This is a genomic window from Bradyrhizobium sp. BR 1432, from assembly GCF_051547705.1.
GTDB lineage: Bacteria > Pseudomonadota > Alphaproteobacteria > Rhizobiales > Xanthobacteraceae > Bradyrhizobium > Bradyrhizobium zhanjiangense.
In genome coordinates this window covers 1,952,274-1,973,077 of the sequence record NZ_JBPUGF010000003.1, presented here as the reverse complement: position 1 = coordinate 1,973,077, position 20,804 = coordinate 1,952,274, and the positions used below count along the sequence as shown (strand labels likewise).

At 63.2% G+C, this 20,804-nt stretch carries 21 protein-coding genes and 2 pseudogenes; 9 read left to right on the top strand and 14 right to left on the bottom strand.

Annotated elements, in window-relative coordinates; all coding sequences use genetic code 11:
* Positions 1 to 103: 103 nt before the first annotated feature.
* The 7 genes from coaA to hisB all read right to left on the bottom strand — a co-directional run bounded on the left by coaA (position 104) and on the right by hisB (position 4,835).
* Positions 104 to 1,060: a type I pantothenate kinase gene (gene coaA / locus ACSKB8_RS09395; protein WP_091882557.1), complete on the bottom strand. Its 957-nt coding sequence runs from the start codon at positions 1,058 to 1,060 to the stop codon at positions 104 to 106.
* Between the two features lie 21 nt (positions 1,061 to 1,081).
* Entirely contained in the window at positions 1,082 to 1,408 is a 327-nt protein-coding gene (locus ACSKB8_RS09390) for a phosphoribosyl-ATP diphosphatase (RefSeq protein WP_008539706.1), read from the bottom strand.
* An 80-nt stretch (positions 1,409 to 1,488) separates the two neighbouring features.
* Complete coding sequence (gene hisF / locus ACSKB8_RS09385) at positions 1,489 to 2,262, bottom strand: imidazole glycerol phosphate synthase subunit HisF (protein WP_091882560.1); 774 nt, start codon at positions 2,260 to 2,262, stop codon at positions 1,489 to 1,491.
* A gap of 10 nt (positions 2,263 to 2,272) precedes the next feature.
* The gene (gene hisA, locus ACSKB8_RS09380) at positions 2,273 to 3,013 is read right to left on the bottom strand and encodes a 1-(5-phosphoribosyl)-5-[(5-phosphoribosylamino)methylideneamino]imidazole-4-carboxamide isomerase (protein WP_438103723.1); all 741 of its coding nucleotides are present in this window, start codon (positions 3,011 to 3,013) and stop codon (positions 2,273 to 2,275) included.
* Positions 3,001 to 3,651 carry an imidazole glycerol phosphate synthase subunit HisH gene (gene hisH / locus ACSKB8_RS09375; protein ID WP_091882563.1) on the bottom strand — a complete coding sequence of 217 codons (651 nt, stop codon included), beginning with the start codon at positions 3,649 to 3,651 and terminating at the stop codon, positions 3,001 to 3,003. Before hisH ends, hisA begins: the two co-directional genes overlap by 13 nt.
* A complete protein-coding gene (locus ACSKB8_RS09370; protein WP_438103721.1) occupies positions 3,648 to 4,178 on the bottom strand; it encodes a DUF2628 domain-containing protein in 531 nt (176 codons plus the stop codon). Before ACSKB8_RS09370 ends, hisH begins: the two co-directional genes overlap by 4 nt.
* Positions 4,179 to 4,241: 63 nt before the next feature.
* Positions 4,242 to 4,835 (bottom strand): imidazoleglycerol-phosphate dehydratase HisB, encoded by a 594-nt coding sequence (gene hisB / locus ACSKB8_RS09365; RefSeq protein ID WP_091882569.1) that lies wholly within the window; start codon positions 4,833 to 4,835, stop codon positions 4,242 to 4,244.
* A gap of 224 nt (positions 4,836 to 5,059) precedes the next feature.
* Here hisB and hslV point away from each other — a divergent pair, with 224 nt between their 5' ends.
* The 5 genes and pseudogenes from hslV to ACSKB8_RS09340 form a co-directional block, all read left to right on the top strand.
* Positions 5,060 to 5,620, top strand: a complete 561-nt coding sequence (gene hslV, locus ACSKB8_RS09360) for an ATP-dependent protease subunit HslV (protein ID WP_091882572.1) — start codon at positions 5,060 to 5,062, stop codon at positions 5,618 to 5,620.
* A 174-nt stretch (positions 5,621 to 5,794) separates the two neighbouring features.
* The gene (locus ACSKB8_RS09355; RefSeq protein WP_438103718.1) at positions 5,795 to 6,280 is read left to right on the top strand and encodes a GNAT family N-acetyltransferase; all 486 of its coding nucleotides are present in this window, start codon (positions 5,795 to 5,797) and stop codon (positions 6,278 to 6,280) included.
* Positions 6,277 to 6,894, top strand: a complete 618-nt coding sequence (locus tag ACSKB8_RS09350) for a DUF2585 domain-containing protein (RefSeq protein ID WP_438103716.1) — start codon at positions 6,277 to 6,279, stop codon at positions 6,892 to 6,894. Before ACSKB8_RS09355 ends, ACSKB8_RS09350 begins: the two co-directional genes overlap by 4 nt.
* 53 nt (positions 6,895 to 6,947) lie before the next feature.
* Entirely contained in the window at positions 6,948 to 8,252 is a 1,305-nt protein-coding gene (gene hslU / locus ACSKB8_RS09345) for an ATP-dependent protease ATPase subunit HslU (RefSeq protein ID WP_438103715.1), read from the top strand.
* 185 nt (positions 8,253 to 8,437) lie between these two features.
* Positions 8,438 to 9,573, top strand: a pseudogene (locus ACSKB8_RS09340) (hypothetical protein); the annotation flags it as partial.
* A 54-nt stretch (positions 9,574 to 9,627) separates the two neighbouring features.
* Here ACSKB8_RS09340 and ACSKB8_RS09335 read toward each other — a convergent pair.
* The 3 genes and pseudogenes from ACSKB8_RS09335 to ACSKB8_RS09325 form a co-directional block, all read right to left on the bottom strand.
* Positions 9,628 to 10,218: a Smr/MutS family protein gene (locus tag ACSKB8_RS09335; protein ID WP_438103713.1), complete on the bottom strand. Its 591-nt coding sequence runs from the start codon at positions 10,216 to 10,218 to the stop codon at positions 9,628 to 9,630.
* Positions 10,215 to 11,816, bottom strand: a complete 1,602-nt coding sequence (gene mltA, locus ACSKB8_RS09330) for a murein transglycosylase A (RefSeq protein ID WP_438103712.1) — start codon at positions 11,814 to 11,816, stop codon at positions 10,215 to 10,217. The genes ACSKB8_RS09335 and mltA overlap by 4 nt, the downstream gene beginning before the upstream one ends.
* Positions 11,794 to 12,490, bottom strand: a pseudogene (locus tag ACSKB8_RS09325) (Tim44/TimA family putative adaptor protein). The gene mltA and the pseudogene ACSKB8_RS09325 overlap by 23 nt, the downstream one beginning before the upstream one ends.
* 414 nt (positions 12,491 to 12,904) lie before the next feature.
* On the opposite strand from ACSKB8_RS09325, the gene secB reads away from it, so the two are divergent.
* Positions 12,905 to 13,390, top strand: coding sequence for a protein-export chaperone SecB (secB, locus tag ACSKB8_RS09320; RefSeq protein ID WP_091882589.1), 486 nt, complete (start codon positions 12,905 to 12,907; stop codon positions 13,388 to 13,390).
* On the opposite strand, the gene dnaQ is transcribed toward secB, so the two are convergent.
* From dnaQ to ACSKB8_RS09300, 4 genes are read right to left on the bottom strand one after another with little or no spacing between them, the layout of a single operon-like run.
* The gene (dnaQ, locus tag ACSKB8_RS09315; RefSeq protein ID WP_091882592.1) at positions 13,387 to 14,103 is read right to left on the bottom strand and encodes a DNA polymerase III subunit epsilon; all 717 of its coding nucleotides are present in this window, start codon (positions 14,101 to 14,103) and stop codon (positions 13,387 to 13,389) included. The genes secB and dnaQ overlap by 4 nt on opposite strands.
* Before the next feature lie 30 nt (positions 14,104 to 14,133).
* Entirely contained in the window at positions 14,134 to 14,733 is a 600-nt protein-coding gene (coaE, locus tag ACSKB8_RS09310; protein WP_438110469.1) for a dephospho-CoA kinase, read from the bottom strand.
* Between the two features lie 23 nt (positions 14,734 to 14,756).
* Complete coding sequence (locus tag ACSKB8_RS09305; protein WP_438103711.1) at positions 14,757 to 15,365, bottom strand: Maf family nucleotide pyrophosphatase; 609 nt, start codon at positions 15,363 to 15,365, stop codon at positions 14,757 to 14,759.
* 8 nt (positions 15,366 to 15,373) lie between these two features.
* Positions 15,374 to 16,213 (bottom strand): pyruvate, water dikinase regulatory protein, encoded by an 840-nt coding sequence (locus ACSKB8_RS09300; RefSeq protein ID WP_091882598.1) that lies wholly within the window; start codon positions 16,211 to 16,213, stop codon positions 15,374 to 15,376.
* Between the two features lie 524 nt (positions 16,214 to 16,737).
* Here ACSKB8_RS09300 and hemJ point away from each other — a divergent pair.
* The 3 genes from hemJ to mnmE all read left to right on the top strand — a co-directional run bounded on the left by hemJ (position 16,738) and on the right by mnmE (position 20,349).
* Positions 16,738 to 17,160 (top strand): protoporphyrinogen oxidase HemJ, encoded by a 423-nt coding sequence (gene hemJ / locus ACSKB8_RS09295; RefSeq protein ID WP_091882604.1) that lies wholly within the window; start codon positions 16,738 to 16,740, stop codon positions 17,158 to 17,160.
* A gap of 253 nt (positions 17,161 to 17,413) precedes the next feature.
* A complete protein-coding gene (gene rho, locus ACSKB8_RS09290) occupies positions 17,414 to 18,679 on the top strand; it encodes a transcription termination factor Rho (RefSeq protein WP_091882608.1) in 1,266 nt (421 codons plus the stop codon).
* 314 nt (positions 18,680 to 18,993) lie between these two features.
* The gene (gene mnmE / locus ACSKB8_RS09285; protein WP_438103708.1) at positions 18,994 to 20,349 is read left to right on the top strand and encodes a tRNA uridine-5-carboxymethylaminomethyl(34) synthesis GTPase MnmE; all 1,356 of its coding nucleotides are present in this window, start codon (positions 18,994 to 18,996) and stop codon (positions 20,347 to 20,349) included.
* Positions 20,350 to 20,804: the final 455 nt, after the last annotated feature.

The following is a 20,804-nucleotide window of genomic DNA, read 5'->3' as shown; positions in this document are numbered from 1 at the left end:
TGCCTCCCAGCCGTTTTTGAAGGCATAGCGGAATACCGATTGTCGGTCAGCAACAAAAGACACTCAGCCCGGACCAGCCAGGGACCCATGTTCACCGGCGCGATTACAGCCGTCTGAGCGCCACGCTCTCCACCGTGTGGTCGGCGCCCTTTTTCAGGATCAGCGTCGCGCGGGGGCGGGTCGGCAAAATGTTGTCCTCGAGATTGGCAAGGTTGGTGCGTTCCCAGATCGCGATCGCAGTGGCGGTCGCTTCCTCGTCCGACAACAGGGCGTAGCGGTTGAAGTAGGATTTTGGATTGGTGAAGGCGGTGTCGCGCAGCGCCAGGAAGCGCTTGATGTACCATTGCCGCAGCGCCGCCTCGTCGGCGTCGATATAGACCGAGAAGTCGAAGAAGTCGGAGACCACAGGCACCGCCTTGCCGTCACGCGGCAGCTTTCCGGTCTGCAGCACGTTGACGCCTTCGACGATCAGAATGTCGGGCCGATCGATCTCGGCCCACTCGTTTGGCACAATGTCGTAGGTCAAATGCGAATAGACCGGCGCGCGGACGTGACGACGGCCGGACTTGATGTCGGAGAGGAAGCTGAGCAGCAGCGGCAGGTCATAGCTGTCCGGAAAACCCTTCTTCTGCATGATGCCCTGCCGCTCGAGCACCGCGTTGGGATACAGAAATCCGTCGGTCGTGATCAGTTCGACCTTCGGCCGCGGCGACCAGCGCGCCAACAGCGCCTGAAGCACGCGGGCCGTGGTGGATTTTCCGACGGCGACCGAGCCGGCGACGCCGATGATGTAGGGCACTTTTCGGTCGCGGATATTGAGGAACTGGCGCTCGGCGTAATACAGGCGCTGCATGGCGTCGACATAGATCGACAACAGGCGCGACAGCGGCAGGTAGATGTCCTCGACCTCCTGCAAGTCCAGGCGATCGTGCAGCGAGCGCAGCCGGTCGAACTCGCCCGGCTCCAGCGTCATCGGCGTGTCGTCGCGCAGCCTGGACCACTGCTCACGCGTATAGACGCGGTACGGATTATACTGCTGCTCGGGTGCGCGGATATCCATGACGCGATCTTTCCACCTCGGCTAGTTGCCGCTCTTGCGCGACGCCTTTTCTTCCAACCCTGACATCGACGTCCGCTTGTCCAGCGCGGCCTCGACCTCCTCCAGCTTTACGCCGCGAGCCTTGAGCAGCACAAGGAAATGGTAGAGCAGGTCGGCGCTTTCGGCGATCAGATGCGCGCGATCGTTTTCGACTGCTGCGATTACGGTTTCGACTGCTTCCTCGCCGAACTTCTTGGCGCAATGCTCGGCGCCCTTGTCCAGAAGTTTGCGGGTATAGGAGGCCTCGCCACCGGATGCCGCGCGGGCATCGATGGTCTCGGCCAGATCGTGGATCGTGAAACGCGGCATGCAGACTACTCGGAAAACGCGATCCGGCCGAACGAGCCGGTCTCTACCGGCTCGTGTACCACTTTTATGAACGGGAGTCGTCAGGCATCGAGGCGCATGGGCAGTCCGCAGCGGGCCATGTGCTCCTTGGCTTCGCGGATGGTGAATTCCCCGAAGTGGAAGATCGAGGCGGCCAGCACGGCGGTTGCGTGCCCGTCGCGGATACCGTCGACGAGGTGGTCGAGATTGCCGACGCCGCCGGAGGCGATCACCGGGACGGAGACGCTGTCGGCGATCGCCCGGGTCAGCGGAATGTCAAAACCCTGCCGGGTGCCGTCGCGGTCCATCGAGGTGAGCAGGATTTCACCGGCGCCGAGCGAGACCACTTCCTGGGCATATTCGATGGCGTCGATGCCGGTCGAATTGCGTCCGCCATGGGTGAAGATCTCCCAGCGGTCGCCGCCCGGACGCTTGACGCGTTTGGCGTCGATCGCCACCACCACACACTGCTCGCCGAACTTTTCGGCGGCTTCCTTGACGAACTCGCGCCGCGACACCGCGGCGCTGTTGATCGAGACCTTGTCGGCGCCGGCGCGCAGCAGCGTCTTGATGTCGTTGACCTCACGCACGCCGCCGCCGACGGTGACGGGCATGAAGCAGGCTTCCGCCGTGCGCCGGACCACGTCAAGCATGATGCCGCGGTTCTCATGGGTCGCGGTGATGTCGAGGAAGGTGAGCTCGTCGGCCCCGGCGGCATCATAGGCGATCGCGGCTTCGACAGGGTCGCCGGCATCGCGCAAATCGACGAAGTTGACGCCCTTGACGACCCTTCCGTCCTTGACGTCGAGGCAGGGGATCACGCGCACCTTGAACATTGGATGTCTCCTAGTACGCGTTGCGGATCAGGGTGAGGGCGGCGGCGGGATCGAGCCGGCCGTCGTAGAGCGCGCGGCCGGCGATCGCGCCAGCGAGCTTCTTGGCGCGCGGCGTCAGCATCGCCTTGACGTCCTCGATCGAGGCGAGGCCGCCTGAGGCGATCACGGGAATGGAGATCGCGTCCGCCAGCGCAATGGTCGCGTCTAAGTTCAGGCCCTTGAGCAGCCCGTCGCGCGCGATGTCGGTGAAGATGATGGCGGCAACGCCGGCATCCTCGAAACGCTTTGCGATCTCCAGCACCGTGACCTGCGAGGTCTCGGCCCAGCCTTCGACCGCGACCTTGCCGTCGCGGGCATCGAGACCGACCGCGACGCGGCCGGGGAATTTCTTCGCCGCAGCCTTCACCAGCTGGGGATCGCGCACCGCGGCGGTGCCGATGATGACGCGGGTGATGCCCTTGTCGAGCCAGGCTTCGACGGTCGCGAGATCGCGAATGCCGCCGCCGAGCTGCACCGGGATCCTGATCGTCTTCAGCATCGCCTCGACGGCCTCGGCATTCACCGGCTTGCCGGCAAAGGCACCGTCGAGGTCGACGACATGGAGATACTCAAAACCCTGCTCGGCAAAGCTCTGCGCTTGCGCCGCGGGATCGAGGTTGAACACGGTCGCGCGCGCCATGTCGCCTTGCTCGAGGCGCACGCATTGGCCGTTCTTGAGGTCGATCGCGGGGAAGAGGATCACGGTTTCCATCGCAAAAAGTTCGAGATCAGGGCCAGGCCGAAACGCTGGCTCTTCTCGGGGTGAAATTGCGTGCCGATCGCGGTGTCCTTCGCGACGATCGCGGTGACAGGGCCGCCGTAATCGGCGCGCGCCAGCACGTCCGCCTCGTTGGCGGGATTAAGGTGATAGGAGTGCACGAAATAGGCGTGCTGGCCCTTAGGGCCAAGCGGCAGCTTGTTCAGCACCGGATGCTCGCGCAAAACCTCCAGCGTATTCCAGCCCATGTGCGGGATCTTCAGGTTCTCGTCGCGCGGCGTGATCTTCTCGACATCGCCGCCGATCCAATTCAGGCCGTCCGTCGTGACATGCTCCTTGCCGCGGCTTGCCATCAACTGCATGCCGACGCAGATGCCGAAGAAGGGCCGCGCCTTGACGCGCACCGCTTCGGTGATCGCCTCGACCATGCCGTTGACGGCATCAAGTCCGCGCCGGCAATCGGCAAAGGCGCCGACGCCCGGCAGCACCAGACGGTCGGCGCTGTAGGCCTGGTCCGGATCGCTGGTAACGAACACCTTTTGAGGGTTGTCCAGGCTGCGCGCGGCGCGCTCGAAGGCTTTCGCGGCGGAATGCAGGTTGCCGGAACCGTAATCGATGATGGCGACGCTCATCTTGACCCTCCCGGTTCTGGAAACAACCCAATGATGCCGCCCGCCGGCAATGGCGGCGGGTTCGAGAATTGCTGACCCGGTACGCTGCGGGTCGGCGGCGGGCCGCCGCGATCGACGGCCCATTGATCGTTGACGATGCCGTGCTGCTTCTGGCTCCAGCGCTCGAAGAAGCGGTGCTCGGCGGTGTCCTCTTTGTCGGCAATCACGACGTCGAGCTGCCGCCACCTGCCGCGTGAAAAAGTCCAGCGGCGCAGGCTCGAGGCCTCAAAGCCCATCAGCAGGGCGACAATGAGATTCGCGTAGAAGATCGACGAGCGCCCGAGACCGAGGCTGGACAGCCCCGCATTGAACGCGGCCATAAAGATCAGCCAGCCGATCAGCGCCAGCCACAGCCAATTCCACAGCAGCCAGACCGGGCCGAAGATCATCGCCCAGAAGTGGAAGCCGTCGCGCACGAAGACGAACTTGTCGGTGGCACGCAGATCGGCTCCGGCAGGAGAGGGAGCATGAACCGTGTAGACAGGCATGGTGATGCCCCGTTCTCTGAATTCAGTGATACCGGAGGCGGCGCCCGCCGCCGGACCGAGACGTCAGCCGCCGAGCGAGCCCTTGGTGGACGGGATTTCGCCCACAGCCTTCGGATCGATCGCGACCGCAGTGCGCAGCGCCCGCGCCAGACCCTTGAAGCAGGACTCGGCGATATGGTGGCTGTTATCGCCATATAGGGTCTCGACGTGAAGAGTCACGCCGGCGTTGATGGCGAAGGCCTGGAACCACTCGCGCACCAGCTCGGTGTCGAACTCGCCGATCTTGTCGCGGGGGAAGTCGGCCTTGAACACCAGGAACGGGCGACCCGAGATGTCGATGACCACGCGCGACAGCGTCTCGTCCATGGGCATGTGCACGCCGGCGTAGCGGGTGATGCCCGCCATGTTACCGAGCGCCTGCTTGACCGCCTGGCCGAGCGCAATGCCGGTGTCTTCGGTGGTATGGTGATGATCAATGTGCAGGTCGCCCACCGCCTTGACCGTGAGGTCGATGCGGGAATGGCGGGCGAGGAGATCGAGCATATGGTCGAAAAAGCCGATGCCGGTCGCGATATTGGCCACGCCGGTGCCATCGAGGTTCACAGTGACCTCGATGTCGGTCTCCTTGGTCTTGCGCTTGATCGTCGCGGTGCGCATCAAAACTAGCTTTCATCCTAGTTCGGGGCCGAAAACGCCGGTCTTTTAACAGCCAAATGACGCCTTCGCTACTGCGGGAACGGGTAGCCGGGCCTCTACTTCTGCCTATGGTGAGCGAATTCAGGCCCGGAGCGGCCCGTTGTGCGCCGGTTGTCCGCCTGTTGTCCGCTGGTTGTCCCTTCGGCCCCGACCGCCTAAATCAGGCCCGACAACGAGGGTCATTCATGCAGGTTTCCCAGAACAGCTCGCCGGGCTGGCACGGCACCACGATTTTGACGGTCCGCAAGGGCGGCAAGGTGGTCGTCGGCGGCGACGGCCAGGTCTCGATCGGCCAGACCGTGATCAAGTCCAACGCCAAGAAGGTCCGCAAGCTCGGCAAGGGCGACGTCATCGGCGGCTTTGCCGGCGCCACCGCCGACGCCTTCACGCTCTTTGAGCGGCTGGAGAGCAAGCTCGAGCAATATCCGGGGCAGCTGACCCGCGCAGCGGTCGAACTGGCCAAGGACTGGCGCACCGACCGCTATCTGCGGCGGCTGGAGGCCATGATGATCGTGGCCGACAAGGACGTCTCGCTGGTCCTGACCGGCACCGGGGACGTGCTTGAGCCCGAGGCCGGCGTGATGGCGATCGGCTCCGGCGGCAATTATGCGCTCGCCGCGGCCCGCGCCCTGCTCGATACCGACAAGGACGCCGAGACCATCGTCCGCCGCTCCCTCGACATCGCCGCCGACATCTGCGTCTACACCAACCGGAATGTGACCATCGAGAGCCTGGCGACAGGGTAGGGCCTGCGGCTGAGCTCCGGACTGGCTGCAACCTCTCCCGCTTGCGGGAGAGGTCGCGCCGAGGGCGCGGGTGAGGGCTCTCTCCTCGTCGGGACTATCCCATTGCGGAAACACCCTCTCCCCAACCCTCTCTCGCAAGCGGGAGAGGGGGCGCAGCATCGCCGCGGCCAGCTAATGGCCATAACCTACATCTTCCGCCCGATGACCGCGGCCGATTTGCCGCTGATCCGGCGGTGGCTGGCCGAGACCCATGTGCGGGAATGGTGGGGCGATCCCGATGAGCAGCTTGCGCTGGTCAGCGGCGACCTCGCTGAACCCGCAATGGACCAGTTCATCGTGTTGGCCGGCAACAGGCCCTTCGGCTATCTTCAATGCTACCGCCTGACCGCCTGGAATACGGGATCCGGGCCGCAACCGGAGGGCACGCGTGGAATCGACCAGTTCATCGGCGAAAGCGACATGATCGCGTGCGGCCATGGCTCGGCGTTCATTCGCCAGTTCGTCGAGGCGCAGCTGCGGAACGGGGTGCCGCGGATCGTCACCGATCCTGATCCGCTCAACGCGCGCGCGATACGCGCCTACGAGAAGGCGGGCTTCGTCCGCGACCGCATGGTCGAGACGCCGGATGGACCGGCGGTGTTGATGGTGCGTAAATCGTGACGCTGACGAGCACGCAGCAGAGCAAGGTCGCGGTACCGCCGCTCGCCTGGGTCGGCATCGCGCTGCTGCTGCTGGCGCTGCAGGCCTCGATCCTGTTCGCGATGGGACGCGTGCCGATCTGCACCTGCGGCACGATCAAGCTGTGGCATGGCGTGGTGAACAGCTCGGAGAATTCCCAGCAGATCGCCGACTGGTACAGCTTCTCGCACGTCCTGCACGGCTTTCTGTTCTACGGTTTGAGCTGGCTGCTGTTCGCGCGACTGCCCGCGCTGCCTTTGTCATGGCCGGCGCGGCTGATCATCGCCATGCTGATCGAAGGCACCTGGGAGATCGTCGAGAACTCGCCGTTCATCATCGAACGCTACCGCGCCGGTACGATCTCGCTGGACTATTACGGCGACAGCATCGTCAACTCGGTCTCGGACACGGTCTTCATGGTGCTGGGGTTCCTCGTTGCCCGTGTGCTGCCGGTGTCAGTAACCATTCTGGTCGGGCTCGCCTTCGAAATCATGCTGGCGCTCCACATTCGCGACGATCTGACACTCAATATCCTGATGCTGATCCATCCGGTGGACGCCGTGAAGCAATGGCAATCCGGTCCGCCGATCATCTGATGGCCGAAAAAAGCGGCTTGTCCCAGGGCGCATCTGACCCTAGCTAAGGTGCCATGACAGACTTCTCCCCCCGCGAAATCGTTTCCGAACTCGACCGTTTCATCGTCGGCCAGGCCGATGCCAAGCGCGCCGTCTCGATCGCGCTGCGCAACCGCTGGCGGCGGCAGCAGCTCGAAGGCTCCTTGCGCGAGGAGGTGCTGCCGAAAAACATCCTGATGATCGGCCCCACCGGCGTCGGCAAGACCGAGATCGCGCGACGGCTCGCCAAGCTCGCAAATGCACCGTTCCTGAAGGTGGAAGCCACCAAGTTCACCGAGGTCGGCTATGTCGGCCGCGATGTCGAGCAGATCGTGCGCGATCTCGTCGAGGTCGCGATCGTCCAGGTGCGTGAACGCAAGCGCAAGGACGTGCAGGCGCGGGCGCAGCTAGCGGCCGAGGAGCGTGTGCTCGATGCGCTGGTCGGCGCCAATGCCTCTTCCGCAACCCGCAAATCCTTCCGCAAGAAGCTGCGCGCCGGCGAGCTCAACGACAAGGAAATCGAGATCGAGACGCAGTCGTCCGGCGGTGGCATGCCGATGTTCGAGATCCCGGGCATGCCGGGCGCGCAGATGGGTGCGATCTCGATCGGCGACATCTTCGGCAAGCTGGGCGGCCGCAGCAAGACGCGGCGGCTGACCGTCGAGGGCTCGCACGAGATCCTCGTCAACGAGGAATCCGACAAGCTCTTGGACACCGAGCAGCTCACGCTGGAGGCGATCAGCGCGGTCGAGAACAACGGCATCGTGTTCCTGGACGAGATCGACAAGATCTGTGCCCGCGACGGCCGCGTCGGCGGCGATGTCTCGCGCGAGGGCGTGCAGCGCGATCTCTTGCCGCTGATCGAGGGCACCTCGGTCTCGACCAAGCACGGCGCGGTCAAGACCGACCACATCCTGTTCATCGCCTCCGGCGCCTTCCACGTCGCAAAGCCGTCCGACCTGCTGCCGGAATTGCAGGGGCGCCTGCCGATCCGCGTCGAATTGCAGGCACTGACCCGCGACGACATGCGCCGCATCCTGACCGAGCCCGAAGCCTCGCTGATCAAGCAATATGTCGCCTTGATGCAGACTGAGGGCGTGACGCTCGACATCACCGATGGCGCGGTCGATGCGCTGGCAGACGTCGCCGTGGCCGTCAATTCCGCCGTCGAGAACATCGGCGCGCGGCGGCTCCAGACCGTGATGGAGCGGGTGCTGGACGAGATCTCCTTCACCGCCCCCGACCGCAATGGCGAGACGGTCCGGGTCGATGCCGACTACGTGCAGAAGCACGTTGGCGACCTCGCCAAGAATGCCGATCTGAGCCGGTTTATTTTGTAATTTTGCCCCGGCGCTGTATCTATTCCGCCGTCGTCCTGGCGAAAGCCAGGACCCATTACCCCGGCGGTCCTTGTTGAAACAGATGGCGACTCCGATCTCGGCTCAAACGACCTTCTGTGGTTATGGGTCCCGGATCAGCGCTCGCTATGCTCGCTTGTCCGGGACGACGGCTGAGTTGGCCGCCAATGCGCAGGTGCGGCGTGCCCGCTAGCCTCCGGCAAAACCCCTGGCGCCTGCTGCTCGCGATCAACGCCGCCGTCCTCGTCGGTGTCTTCGTCCACAAGATTCAGCTGCCGCCTTACGTCCCCTATATCCATCTCATCGTCGACTACCATTTCGGCTTCATCAAGCGCGCGCTGATCGGGGCGGTCGTCGCGCTGTTCACGGCGAAGGTGCCGGTATGGCTGGTGTTCGCGCTCGGCGGCGTGACGTGGCTGGCGACGCTGGGGCTGTACGCAAGGCTGTTCCAGAAGACGTTCGGCTTCACCGCGAAGACGCTGCCACTGTTCGTCTTCACCGCGGGCTCGCCGTTCTTCCTCAAGAACTTCATGCATACGCTCGGCCATTTCGACATCTATGGCTGCGCGCTGGCGATCGTCCTCTTGCTGATGCCGGCGGGCTCGCTGCTCTTCGTGGCGACGGCTGCGTCGTTCTCGATCGTGCTCGTGTTGATCCATCACATCCATCTCTTGATGTATGTGCCGACGATCATCACCATCGTCGTGATCAGGCATTACCTGGCTTGCGGCTGCAATCGCACCAACATCACGTTCGGTGTCGCCGCTTTTGCCATCGTCTCCGCGCTGTTCTTCGCGGCGCAGTTTCTGGGAACGATGCCGATCCCGGAAGCGGATTTCGTCGCGTATCTCAAGAGCCGGATGGCCGATCCATCCCGCACCGATCTGCTGCAGTTCAGCTACATCTGGTATCAGCCGCTGGCGAAGGAGGTTGCCGACACCTGGGCCGGCTGCCGCACAACATCCTCGGCGTGCCCGTGTTTGCGCTACTGATCTGGCTGCACACGCCGTTGTGGCGCTATCTTGCGAGCCTGATCGACGCGCTTGCGAAGGATATGCACCGGCGCCTCGTCCTCACGGCGTTGATCGGCATCAGCCTCGCCTATCTCGTGATGTTCGCGATGGTGTTCGACTATTCGCGCTGGATCTCGAACTGGGCGGTCTGCATGTTCCTGATCCTGCATGCGGTGAAGATGCTTCCCGCCACACACGAGACGCCGCCGATTCCGGCCGAGGATCGGAAGACGAACACCTTCGGCCTGATCATCACGCTGATCCCGCGCGTCGGAATCATCCGGCCGTTTTCAGGCAGTGTGCTCCCTCTCCCGCTTGCGGGAGAGGTTGCAGCGAGTCCGCGGTTAATGCCTCGCCCGCCGAATCCGCACATATAGCGCACCTTCGCCGCCGTGCCCGATATGGGCCTCCTCGAAGCCGACGACGAAGGCGCGGAATTCCGGCAGGCTGAGCCATTCCGGAACCTGGCGGCGCAGCACGCCGCTTTCGCCGCCGCTGCGGCCCTTGCCCGTGATGACCAGGACGAAGGTCAGGCCGTCGTGCTGGGCGCGGTGCAGGAAGCCGGTCAACGCACGATGGGCGCGCGTCTGGGTCATGCCATGCAGGTCGAGCCGCGCTTCGATCTCGCTGCGCCCGCGCGACAGCTTTGCGCGCTCGCGCTTGCCGATCGGCGCCAATGGCGGGACGGACGGTTTTGCGACGCGCGGCACCGGCGCAGCGGCGACCGGCCTTGCGGTCGGCGCGGGTCTTGCGGACGGGATCGTCGGTGATGGCTCACCGCGCGGCGCGGCCGGCGCCTTCGTCACGCGAGACTTCCTCAGCGGCTTGACCTGTTTCGCAACATTGTCCCACAGTGCGCGCTCCTCCTCGCTCAGCGCACGGCGGCGCGGTGAAGTACGCGGCTCCAGCACGGGCGGACGGGATGATCGCTTCATTGCTGCGGGTGGGGACGACGATTCACGCGCTTGCGCTGTTCGCGGTCGGGCTTGATGTTGGGACGCGGCTCCGGCAGCGGCACCGGGCTCGCCACCGCAACGGTGGCGTCCTTGGCTTGTGGCACGGCAGGCGAGGGCGCGCCAGCCTTGGTTGATTCAGCAGCTTGCGCCGACGACGCCGCGTTCTTCGGATCCTTCGCCGGGTCGGTCTGCGGAAACAGCTTTGCGATCTTCTCCGAGGGACGCGGGTCCGGCACCGGTAGCCTCGCGCCGCGCGCGCTGGGATCGAGGCCCTTCGGCACCAGCATCACGAAATGCATGGGATGGCGCAGCCGCCCGGAGACGCGGCCGGCGTCCGCGCCCGCGCCGAAATAAAGATCGGCGCGCGCAGGTCCGATGATGGCCGAGCCGGTGTCCTGCGCGATCATCAGCCGGTGGAACGGTGTCTTGGCGCGTTCGGAATCGATCGGCAACTCGCCCTCGATGAAGAATGGCGTGCCGTAGACGTGCAGCGACTTGTCGACCGCGATCGAGCGGCCGGCCGTCAGCGGAATGCCCTGCGCGCCCACCGCCTCCTCCTTGTCGGAGAGATTGACCTCGCGGAAGAAGATGTAGGCGCGGTTCTGGCGGCGCAGCTCCTTGGCGCCGTCGGGATTCTGCGTCATCCATTCCCTGATCTTCTGCATCGACATCTCTTCCTTCGGAATGATGCCGCGCTCGATCAGAATGCGACCTACCGCCGTGTAGGGATAGCCGTTATAGGCGTCGTAATTGAGCCGGACCGTGCCGCCGTCGTCGAACTTGATCCGCGCCGAGCCCTGGATCTGCGCGAACAAGAGATCGGTGGGGTCCTTGAGCCAGGCGATCTCCAGCCCGCGGCCGGCGATCTTGCCGTCCTCGATCTCGCCGCGATCGTAATAGGGCACCAGCTTGCGGCGGCCGATCTTGCGATAGACCGGGCCCTTGTTGGGCAGGCTGACCGAGTCCTGCTTGTAGCCGCGCACGAACAGGTTGGACGGCCGGCGATAGACCGGAACGTTGTAGACGTCGGTCTGGGTCCGCGATCCCTCGAGCACCGGCTCGTGATAGCCGGTGACGAAGCCGTCGGGCTCGCCGAGGCGCGAGATGCGCAAGGGCGCAAAATTCTGCTCGAAGAAGGTTTTGGCTTTGGCGTCGTCGGTGAGCGCGAGCGATTTGGCGGCCCGGCAGGGCTCGCTCAGCGAGGCGCCAAGTGCTTTGGACTCAGCTTTGAATTCGGCCTTCGGCTCGGATACGCCGGTCTGCGCGTTGATCGACCGGCAGCTCGCACGGAACGTCTTGTAGGCGGCGAGATGATTGTCCTCGCTCCAGCCCTTCACGTCCGCCCAGGCCAGCGGCAGATATTGCGCGCCGGAAATCTCGAACGGCAGGGGAAGCTGCGGATAGGGCAAGGCCCGCGGCGGGGCGGCAGGCAATGTCGGAGGATGATGGTGGTGGCTGCGGTAGTGGCGCCGCGCCGCCTCAGCGCCGAGCGAAAACGACGACAGCACGACGACACCTGCGCAAAGCGCCGTCGCGCTGTTCTTCAAGAATATCTTAATTCGCGCTTCCGGTGCCAACCAGCTTCCAGTTCGGATCGCGAGAGGAGGTGTCGCGGGCGAAAGTCCAGATGTCGGTGATGTCGGCGACCGTGTCGGCGCTGCCGTCGACGATGTTGCCGGCCTTGTCGCGGGTGACCGAGATCATCTGCGAGACGAAGCGCACGGTGAGCTGAGCGGTGCGGTCGCGCAGCTCGGCGCCGACGAGCTCAGCCTTGTCGATCGAGACGAAACGCGTCTCGGTCTTCTGCTCGTTCTTCTCGCGCTCCTTGATTGCGGCATCGAAGCTCTCATAGACCTCCGACGACAACAGGTCGCGCAGCGCGCGGCGGTCGCCATTGGCGAAGGCCAGCACGATCATCTCATAGGCGCCACGGGCACCCGAGATGAAATGGCGCGGGTCGAAAGTGGAAATCCTTGTCGACGATGGCGTCGAGACCTTGCGCGAGCGGGGTGCCCGGCTCGGCCAGGCCCTTCCAGCGGTCGGCGGGCGGGGCCGGCTCGGCCGTCGGCGCCAGCGGGGCCTGGTCGATCACCTTGCCCGGCATGGTCACGACGTTCTTGTCCTGGGCACCCTGGAGCGCATTGCGGTCGAACGGCGGCCGTTCGCTGCCGGTGCGCTGTCCCAGCACGCTGCGCAGCCGCAGAAAGATAAAGACCGCCAGCGCCAGGAAAATGATAGTGTAGATGTCCACGTCGTATTCGCTTTCTGGTCTTTGCTTTGGGTCTTCGATTTGAGGTCGTCGCCGGGAAAATCAATCCGGCCAGTAGACCGTTCCATACCGAAACGGCAAGTCTACATCACCATTTAGGTCCGCGCGTCTGGTCCCTGGGATGTAGGCACGAAATCTTGCCCGGCCAATGGCGCCTTTTGGCACAGCGCTGAGTGTAGCGCGTTTTATGCTTAAGGGGAAACCCGATCGTGCCCGGAAATCGCGCTTGTTCAATCGTTTAGGGCGCAATTTCGCGCAAAAGACCGGGGTGAAGGGCACAGGTGCGGGCGCGGCTCCGATATCTCACCCGGGGTCGTTCGTCCTTGTGGAATGAGGCGGCCCTATGTTAGCCAACCGCCGCGAAATTCAGCCCAAATCGGGTAAGGAGAGACTTTCATGACCAACGGTAACGGCACCCCTCCCGAGGCGGCCCAGGCTCCCCAGCTCAACGTGCTGGCGCAATATACCAAGGACCTCTCGTTCGAAAATCCGAACGCGCCGAGCTCGCTCCAGCAGCAGAGCCAGCCGCCCCAGATCAACATCCAGATCAACGTCAGCGCCAACAACCTCAGCGAACAGGAGTTCGAGGTGACGTTGTCGGTCGAGGGCAAGGCCGAGGCGGCGAGCAAGGTGATGTTCTCGTTCGAGCTCGCCTATGCCGGCGTGTTCCGGATCGCCAATGTGCCGAAGGAGAATTTGCATCCGCTGGTCATGATCGAGTGCCCGCGCCTGCTGTTCCCGTTCGCGCGCGAGATCATCGCGACCGCCGTCCGCGACGGCGGGTTCCCGCCGCTGATGCTGGATCCGGTCGACTTCGTCGGTCTCTATCGTCAGAACATGGAGCGGCAAATGGCCGCTCAGGGCCAAGCCGGTCAGGCCTAACCGGCCGCCACGGCAGCTGGAGCGGGCAGGTACTCGTTCCAGATCGCCTTGTCGCCAAACGTTGCGATGAAGGCCCGGTGGGCCTCGCGTTCGGCATCGGAAACCCGCGGCGCAAGCGGCACCAGGCGCTGTCGCCGCGGCGCTTCGCCGGTCGCACTGACGCGAATCTCCTCGGTATCCGAGGCCAGCAGCAACTGCGACTGCCGCGCCCCGACCAGATCGACATAGACCTCGGCCAGGAGCTCGGCGTCGAGCAACGCGCCGTGCTTGGTGCGGTGTGAATTGTCGATCGCATACCGCGAGCAGAGATCGTCGAGCCGGTTCGACACGCCGGGATGCTTGCGCCGCGCCAGCAGCAGCGTATCGACCAGCCGCTCGCGCGGGATCGCCGCGCGCTTGATCCGATCGAGCTCGGCATTGATGAAGCTGATGTCGAACGAGGCGTTGTGGATCACCAGCGGCGCATCGCCGATGAATTCCAGAAACTCGTCGACGACCTCGTGGAACAGCGGCTTGGTCGACAGGAATTCGGCCGATAGCCCGTGCACTGCGAAGGCCTCCGCGGGCATGTCCCTTTCGGGGTTCATGTAGCGGTGGAAGGTTTGTCCGGTCGGCATGCGGTTAAATATCTCGACACAGCCGATTTCGACCAGGCGATCGCCGCGGAGCGGATCGAGGCCGGTGGTTTCGGTATCGAGAACGATTTCGCGCATGATTGAGATGGCCGTGCAAAAATCGGCGAATCAGGCTCGCCGCTGCGGCATCTTAACGACCTCGGCCAGGATGTGCTTGATTTGAGCACGCACCGGGTCCAGCCCGTTTGAGGTATCCACCACGAAATCGGCGCGCTTGCGCTTTTCGGCGTCGGGCATCTGCTTGGCGATGATGGCGTCGAGCTTTGCCTCGTCCATCGTGCCGCGCGCCAGCACCCGCGCGCGCTGAAGTTCCGGCGAGGTCGAGACCACGACCACGGCGTCGACCCGTTTCTCGCCGCCGGTTTCGAACAGGAGGGGAATGTCCAGGACCACGACGGGGACCTTGGCCGCTTCGGCCTCGGCGAAGAATTTTTTGCGGGACTCGCCCAGCATTGGATGGACGATCTGCTCGAGCTGCTTGATCGCGGCGGGATCGTGCACGACGCGCGCGGACAGTTTGGAGCGGTCGACCTTGCCGTTGATGGTCGTGCCGGGGAAGGCAGCCTCGATCGCGGGAGCCGCTTCGCCCTCATACAAGTGATGAACAGCGGAATCGGCGTCGTAGACGGGAACACCAGCCTCCGCGAACAATTTCGCGGTGGTGGATTTGCCCATCCCGATCGAGCCGGTCAGTCCCAGGATCCGCATCAGCGCCCAGCCATGTCTGTCGTTCACACCGCAACTAGCCGCTCGCGGCGCAGGAACGCAAGCAGCGGCAGCAGCGGCAGGCCGAGAATGGTGAAATGGTCGCCCTCGATGCGCTCGAACAGATGAATACCCAGCCCTTCGAGCTGATAAGCGCCGACACTGGTCGTGACGGCGTCACCGGCGGCATCGAGATAGGCTGAAAGCTGGGCCTCGGTCATTTGCCGCATGGTCATGCGGGCTACCGAAACATCCTCGAAAACAATCTTTCCATCATGCGCTACCGCCACCGCTGAATTCAGCTCGTGGCTGTTGCCGGCGAGATCGCGCAACTGCGCCATCGCCTCGGGACGACCGGCGGGCTTGTTGAAGAGGCGCTCGCCAAGAGCCAGGGTCTGGTCGGCGCCGATCACATAGCTTCCGGGATGAAGAGCCGAGACTGCCTTGGCTTTCTCACATGCCAGCAGCAGAGCAATTTCGCGCGGGTTTGAACGTTTCGACGCAGCCTGAAGGCCGCGCTCGTCGATGTCAGCCGTCACGCTCTCGAATTCGAAGCCAGCATTCGCCAGCAGCATTTTCCGCGCGCTGCTTTGCGAGGCCAGGATCAACGGAGATGTGCCGCGCCACAGACCCATCGCGAGAACTATTCCGAGGGCCGGTTGCGCTGGCGATCGGTGTAGAGCTTCATGATCGCCGCGGCGGTTTCCTCGATCGAGCGTCTTGTGACATCGAGCAGCGGCCAATCATGCTTGGCGCTGAGCTTGCGCGCGAACGCGACCTCCTCGGTGACCGATTGCTTGTCGGTGTAGGTGTCGCTGCCGGACTCGGCTCCCATAGAGAGCAGGCGATTCTGACGGATCTGGATCAGCCGTTCCGGCGTCGCATGCAGGCTGACGACCAGCGGCCGCGTCAGCGTTTCCAATTGCGAGGGCACCGGAATGCCCGGAACCAGCGGCACGTTGGCGGTGCGGATGCCGCGATTGGCGAGATAGATCGACGTCGGCGTCTTCGAGGTGCGGGACACACCCACCAGCACCACGTCGGCCTCGTCGAGACCTTCGACATGCTGGCCGTCGTCGTGGATCATGGTGTAGTTCAGCGCATCGATGCGCTTGAAATATTCCGCATTGAGCACGTGCTGGGCGCCGACGCGACCCGTGGTCGCAGCGCCGAGATACGCTTCAAACAGCTGCATCACCGGGCCGATGATGGACAGGCTCGGAACGTTGATCTCCTTGCACTTGTTCTCGAGCCTGAAGACCAGATCCTTCTCCAGCAGCGTGAACAGCACGATTCCCGGCGCCTCCTCGATCTCGTCGAGCACGCGATCGAGCTGCTTCTGGCTGCGCACCAGCGGATAGACATGCTCGACCGGCGTCACGTTGGCATATTGAGCCGCGACCGCGCGCGCCACGGTGATGAGCGTCTCGCCCGTGGAGTCGGAGACCAGGTGCAGATGGAAATAGTTGTTCGAGGTCGGCACAAAAACTCTTTGAATTTTGGTGGGGCAGTTTGTGGATTTCTGTGGAGCTTAACCTCTCGGAAAGGGATGTGCGACACCAGGGACGGGACAACGGCCAATTTTCTTCACACCGCTGCCTGTCAGAACAAGTTTGCCGGCCGTCCGGCGCGGAAACAGGATTGCGCGGACAACCCTCTTGATAAGCTGCCGACAAGCGGGCGCAAGCCCCTGAGCTCGGGTCACTTATTTCGACGGCCCAGATCGGCACAGGATATGTTGATGGATGTGAACAAGCGCGCGTGAAGCGGCGGACCGAATTGTGTGAGTCCAATCCACGGTCACAAAGACTCAAACCTTAAGATTCTAAAATTTTTAGGTTTAGAAGAGCCGAGCACGCGGATATGTGTGTGCGCCCAAATCTATGAATGAATTCTTACCGGACACCTTCCATCCACTGTTCGGTGAGCAGAAAGCGGTTTCGAGCAGAATGGATCCCGGTTCGCGTCGGCAAAGCGGGTCGAAAACAAGAATGGAAGGCTGCCGGCATGTATGAGTGGATCAAGGCGCTGCACGTGATCGCCGTCATCTCCTGGATGGCGGGCATGCTCTATCTGCCGCGGCTGTTCGTCTATCACTCCGAGGCCGAAATCGGATCGAAGCAGTCGGAAACATTCAAGGTCATGGAGCGCCGGCTGCTCAAGGCGATCATCAATCCTGCCATGATGGTCACCTGGCTCGCCGGGCTCTATCTCGCCTGGTCCGGCCATTGGTTCAGCTCCGGCTGGTTGCACGTAAAACTGGCACTGGTCCTGGCAATGTCCGCGGTCCACGGCTTTTTTTCCCGCTGGCTGAAGGATTTCGCCGCCGACCGGCGCCCGCGGACCCAGAAATTCTATCGAATTATCAATGAGGTGCCGACCGTCCTGATGATTTTCATCGTGATCATGGTGATCGTGAAGCCGTTCTAGGCAAGGCGCGCGACGAATCGCTCAGCGCTTCGGCTTGCGGAGCAGGAAGCGATTTTCTATATTATCGATATCCCACCCAACGCAGGCGGATGTGGTTGTGTCCGAGCTTTCCAGAGGCCGGACACCGCATCAGGTTTGAAGCCTCACCGGCACTCACCTTGCCAGACCTGCGGACCTTACCTGCACCTGCTCGCGTCCGCATTTCAGAGCCACCTCGCACCCCCTTCCAAGGTTACCCCACAGGACCACCCCAATGCGGGAAATTAAACTCCAGGACCTCAAGTCGAAAACCCCGGCCGAGCTCGTCTCGTTCGCGGAAGAGAAAGGGGTCGAGAACGCCAGCACCCTGCGCAAGCAGGAGCTGCTGTTCGCCATCCTAAAGCAGCTCTCGATTCAGGAAACCGACATCGTCGGTGAGGGCGTTGTCGAGGTGCTCTCCGACGGCTTCGGCTTTCTTCGCTCGCCCGATGCGAATTACTTGCCAGGCCCTGACGACATCTATGTTTCGCCCTCGCAGATCCGCCGTTTTGGCTTGCGCACCGGCGACACCATCGAGGGCCATATTCGCAGCCCGAAAGAGGGCGAGCGCTATTTCGCGTTGCTGAAGGTCAACACGCTCAATTTCGAGGATCCGGAAAAGGCCAAGCACAAGGTCAATTTCGACAACCTCACGCCGCTGTTTCCGAATCAGCGCTTCCGCATGGAGATCGACGATCCCACGCGCAAGGATCTCTCCGCACGTGTGATCGACATCGTCGCGCCCATCGGCAAGGGTCAGCGCGCGCTGATCGTCGCGCCGCCGCGCACCGGTAAGACCGTGCTGATGCAGAACATCGCGCATTCGATCACCGCGAATCACCCGGACTGCTATCTGATCGTGCTCCTGATCGACGAGCGTCCGGAAGAAGTCACGGACATGCAGCGTTCGGTGAAGGGCGAGGTGGTGTCCTCGACCTTCGACGAGCCGGCGGTGCGCCACGTTCAGGTCGCCGAGATGGTGATCGAGAAGGCCAAGCGCCTGGTCGAGCATGGCCGCGACGTCGTGATCCTGCTCGATTCGATCACCCGACTGGGGCGCGCCTACAACACCGTGGTGCCGTCATCCGGCAAGGTGCTGACCGGCGGTGTCGACGCCAACGCGCTGCAGCGCCCGAAGCGCTTCTTCGGTGCCGCCCGCAACATCGAGGAGGGCGGCTCGCTGACAATCATCGCGACCGCGCTGGTCGATACCGGCAGCCGCATGGACGAAGTCATCTTCGAAGAGTTCAAGGGCACCGGTAACTCGGAGTTGATCCTGGACCGCAAGGTCTCGGACAAGCGCACCTTCCCGGCGATCGACATCTCGCGCTCCGGCACCCGCAAGGAGGAGCTCATCACCGATCCGCAGGTGCTCAAGAAAATGTACGTGCTCCGCCGCATCCTCAACCCGATGGGCACCATGGATGCGATCGACTTCCTGCTCGACAAGCTGCGCTCGACCAAGAGCAATTCGGAGTTCTTCGACTCGATGAATACTTGAATGCAGTGCAGCGAAAAGTGGAGGGCGCCTTCGGGCGCCCTTTTTCATTGTGCAGCTTTGCTGCGGCGAATTGCAGCAGATTAGCGGCCCTCTCGCTCGACCCCGATTTTCGGTTAAGCCTTTGACAGAATACAATAAGATTGAATTTGGTTGAGCCTGCTGGGCCTGAGCGGCTGGATCCTGCAGCAAAATTGCCGCAGTTTTATTGCATCGCAATATAATCCTTTGCTGCGGGACTTGGCGCAGCAAAACTAGGCCACTTGGCGTTCGAAATGGTGGATTTGCCTTTTCTTCCGCAGCCGGACAAATAGGCCATGCATCCGCAAGACCAGACCATCTTTGCGCTGTCGTCCGGCCGTCCGCCGAGCGCGATTGCGATGGTGCGCGTCTCCGGGCCGCAGGCCGGCGTGGTGTTGACGACGCTGACGGGTACGCTGCCTGCGCCGCGGCAGGCCAGCCGCCGATTGCTCCGTGACGGTATGGGCCAACCGATCGACGACGCAGTCGTGCTCTGGTTTCCGGGACCGGCAAGCGCGACCGGCGAGGACGTCGCCGAATTCCACGTCCATGGCGGACGTGCGGTGCTCTCGGCGCTTCTCGCATCTATTTCTGATATACCGAATGCGCGGGCGGCCGAGCCTGGTGAGTTCACGCGGCGCGCGTTCGAGAACGGCAAGCTCGACCTCACCGAGGCCGAGGGCCTCGACGATCTCATCCACGCCGACACCGACCGCCAGCGGCGTCAGGCGCTGCGCCAATTGCAAGGCCTGCTCGGCCATCGCGCGCGCGATTGGCGTGAGCGCATCATCGAGGCTTCTGCCCTGATCGAAGCCGGCATCGATTTCTCGGACGAGGGCGATGTGCCTGCCGAGCTCCTGGCGCCGGCCATCAAGGCGATCCGAGCGCTGCATGGTGAAATTGCGGAAGTCCTTGCGGCACAGGGACAAGCTGAACGTCTGCGCGATGGCCTAGTGGTTGCGATCGCCGGCGAGCCGAATGTCGGCAAGTCGACGCTGATGAATCAACTCGCCCGCCGCGAGGTCGCGATCGTCTCGCCGCACGCCGGCACCACACGCGATGTGATCGAGGTGCAGCTCGATCTCGACGGATACCCCGTGACGGTGATCGACACCGCCGGCATTCGCGAGACCGATGACCCGGTCGAGCAAGAGGGCGTGCGCCGGGCACGGGCTAGGGCCGAAGACGCAGATCTCGTACTGTGGCTGGTGGAGGGATCGCAGGCCATCGATCCCGACGCGGCGCGGTCGCTGTGGAAGGCCGGCGAAGGCGATCGGACCGGTGGCTCGATCTGGATCGTGCGCAACAAGATCGATCTCGGTGGGGTGGGGGAAGCCGGGCGGCGCAGCGAGTTCGATATCTCGGCGAGCCGGGGCGATGGCATTCCTCAGCTGGTCGACGCGATGGTGACATTTGCCTCTGAATTCTTTGGGACCAGCGAGGGCGCATTGGTGACCCGGGCGCGCCAACGCGACCTGTTGCGCCAAGCGGCAGACAGCTTGCGCCGAAGCTTGGAGCTTGTAGAAGAGGGCGAAGAACTCGCCGCCGAGGAACTACGGGCCGCCGCCTATGCCCTGGGTCGGCTGCTGGGCCGGGTGGATGTCGAAGACGTCCTTGGGGCCATCTTCCAGAAATTCTGTATCGGAAAGTAGTGCTAGTTCTTCATTGTAGGACTAGCGCTTGTTCCATTTCTTGCGTTTCACGTGAAACGGCGGGGACCGTTTATTCCACGTGAAACAGGTTTCGGCCTTAGCCCTCTTCAATTAAGCCCGAAGACAATGACGGCCGGGAGCCGGAAAAACCTAGCGCTCAATCTCGCCAATGCTTCGATCCCCGGGCATTTAAACAGGGAGCAAGAGCAACGCCCCGCCCGTCATTGCGAGCGCAGCGAAGCAATCCAGCGTCTCTCCGCGGAGGCAGACTGGATTGCTTCGTCGCAAGGGCTCCTCGCAATGACGGCTTTGCAATCCCCAACCCCATCGAAGCGCTCTCGTTTCACGTGAAACAACTGTCGTTCAACGCCCTTTCTACTGTGCATGGGGTTGTTTTCACGAAATCGCTTTCGCCTTCCCGCCCCCACCGTTTCACGTGAAACATCCGCCCTCGC

Coding starts and splice junctions, on each gene's coding strand:
- coaA (WP_091882557.1), bottom strand. CDS start 1,060: ATGGATATCCGCGCACCCGAGCAGCAGTATAATCCGTACCGCGTCTAT.
- ACSKB8_RS09390 (WP_008539706.1), bottom strand. CDS start 1,408: ATGCCGCGTTTCACGATCCACGATCTGGCCGAGACCATCGATGCCCGC.
- hisF (WP_091882560.1), bottom strand. CDS start 2,262: ATGTTCAAGGTGCGCGTGATCCCCTGCCTCGACGTCAAGGACGGAAGG.
- hisA (WP_438103723.1), bottom strand. CDS start 3,013: ATGGAAACCGTGATCCTCTTCCCCGCGATCGACCTCAAGAACGGCCAA.
- hisH (WP_091882563.1), bottom strand. CDS start 3,651: ATGAGCGTCGCCATCATCGATTACGGTTCCGGCAACCTGCATTCCGCC.
- ACSKB8_RS09370 (WP_438103721.1), bottom strand. CDS start 4,178: ATGCCTGTCTACACGGTTCATGCTCCCTCTCCTGCCGGAGCCGATCTG.
- hisB (WP_091882569.1), bottom strand. CDS start 4,835: ATGCGCACCGCGACGATCAAGCGCAAGACCAAGGAGACCGACATCGAG.
- hslV (WP_091882572.1), top strand. CDS start 5,060: ATGCAGGTTTCCCAGAACAGCTCGCCGGGCTGGCACGGCACCACGATT.
- ACSKB8_RS09355 (WP_438103718.1), top strand. CDS start 5,795: ATGGCCATAACCTACATCTTCCGCCCGATGACCGCGGCCGATTTGCCG.
- hslU (WP_438103715.1), top strand. CDS start 6,948: ATGACAGACTTCTCCCCCCGCGAAATCGTTTCCGAACTCGACCGTTTC.
- ACSKB8_RS09335 (WP_438103713.1), bottom strand. CDS start 10,218: ATGAAGCGATCATCCCGTCCGCCCGTGCTGGAGCCGCGTACTTCACCG.
- secB (WP_091882589.1), top strand. CDS start 12,905: ATGACCAACGGTAACGGCACCCCTCCCGAGGCGGCCCAGGCTCCCCAG.
- dnaQ (WP_091882592.1), bottom strand. CDS start 14,103: ATGCGCGAAATCGTTCTCGATACCGAAACCACCGGCCTCGATCCGCTC.
- coaE (WP_438110469.1), bottom strand. CDS start 14,733: ATGCGGATCCTGGGACTGACCGGCTCGATCGGGATGGGCAAATCCACC.
- ACSKB8_RS09305 (WP_438103711.1), bottom strand. CDS start 15,365: ATGGGTCTGTGGCGCGGCACATCTCCGTTGATCCTGGCCTCGCAAAGC.
- hemJ (WP_091882604.1), top strand. CDS start 16,738: ATGTATGAGTGGATCAAGGCGCTGCACGTGATCGCCGTCATCTCCTGG.
- rho (WP_091882608.1), top strand. CDS start 17,414: ATGCGGGAAATTAAACTCCAGGACCTCAAGTCGAAAACCCCGGCCGAG.
- mnmE (WP_438103708.1), top strand. CDS start 18,994: ATGCATCCGCAAGACCAGACCATCTTTGCGCTGTCGTCCGGCCGTCCG.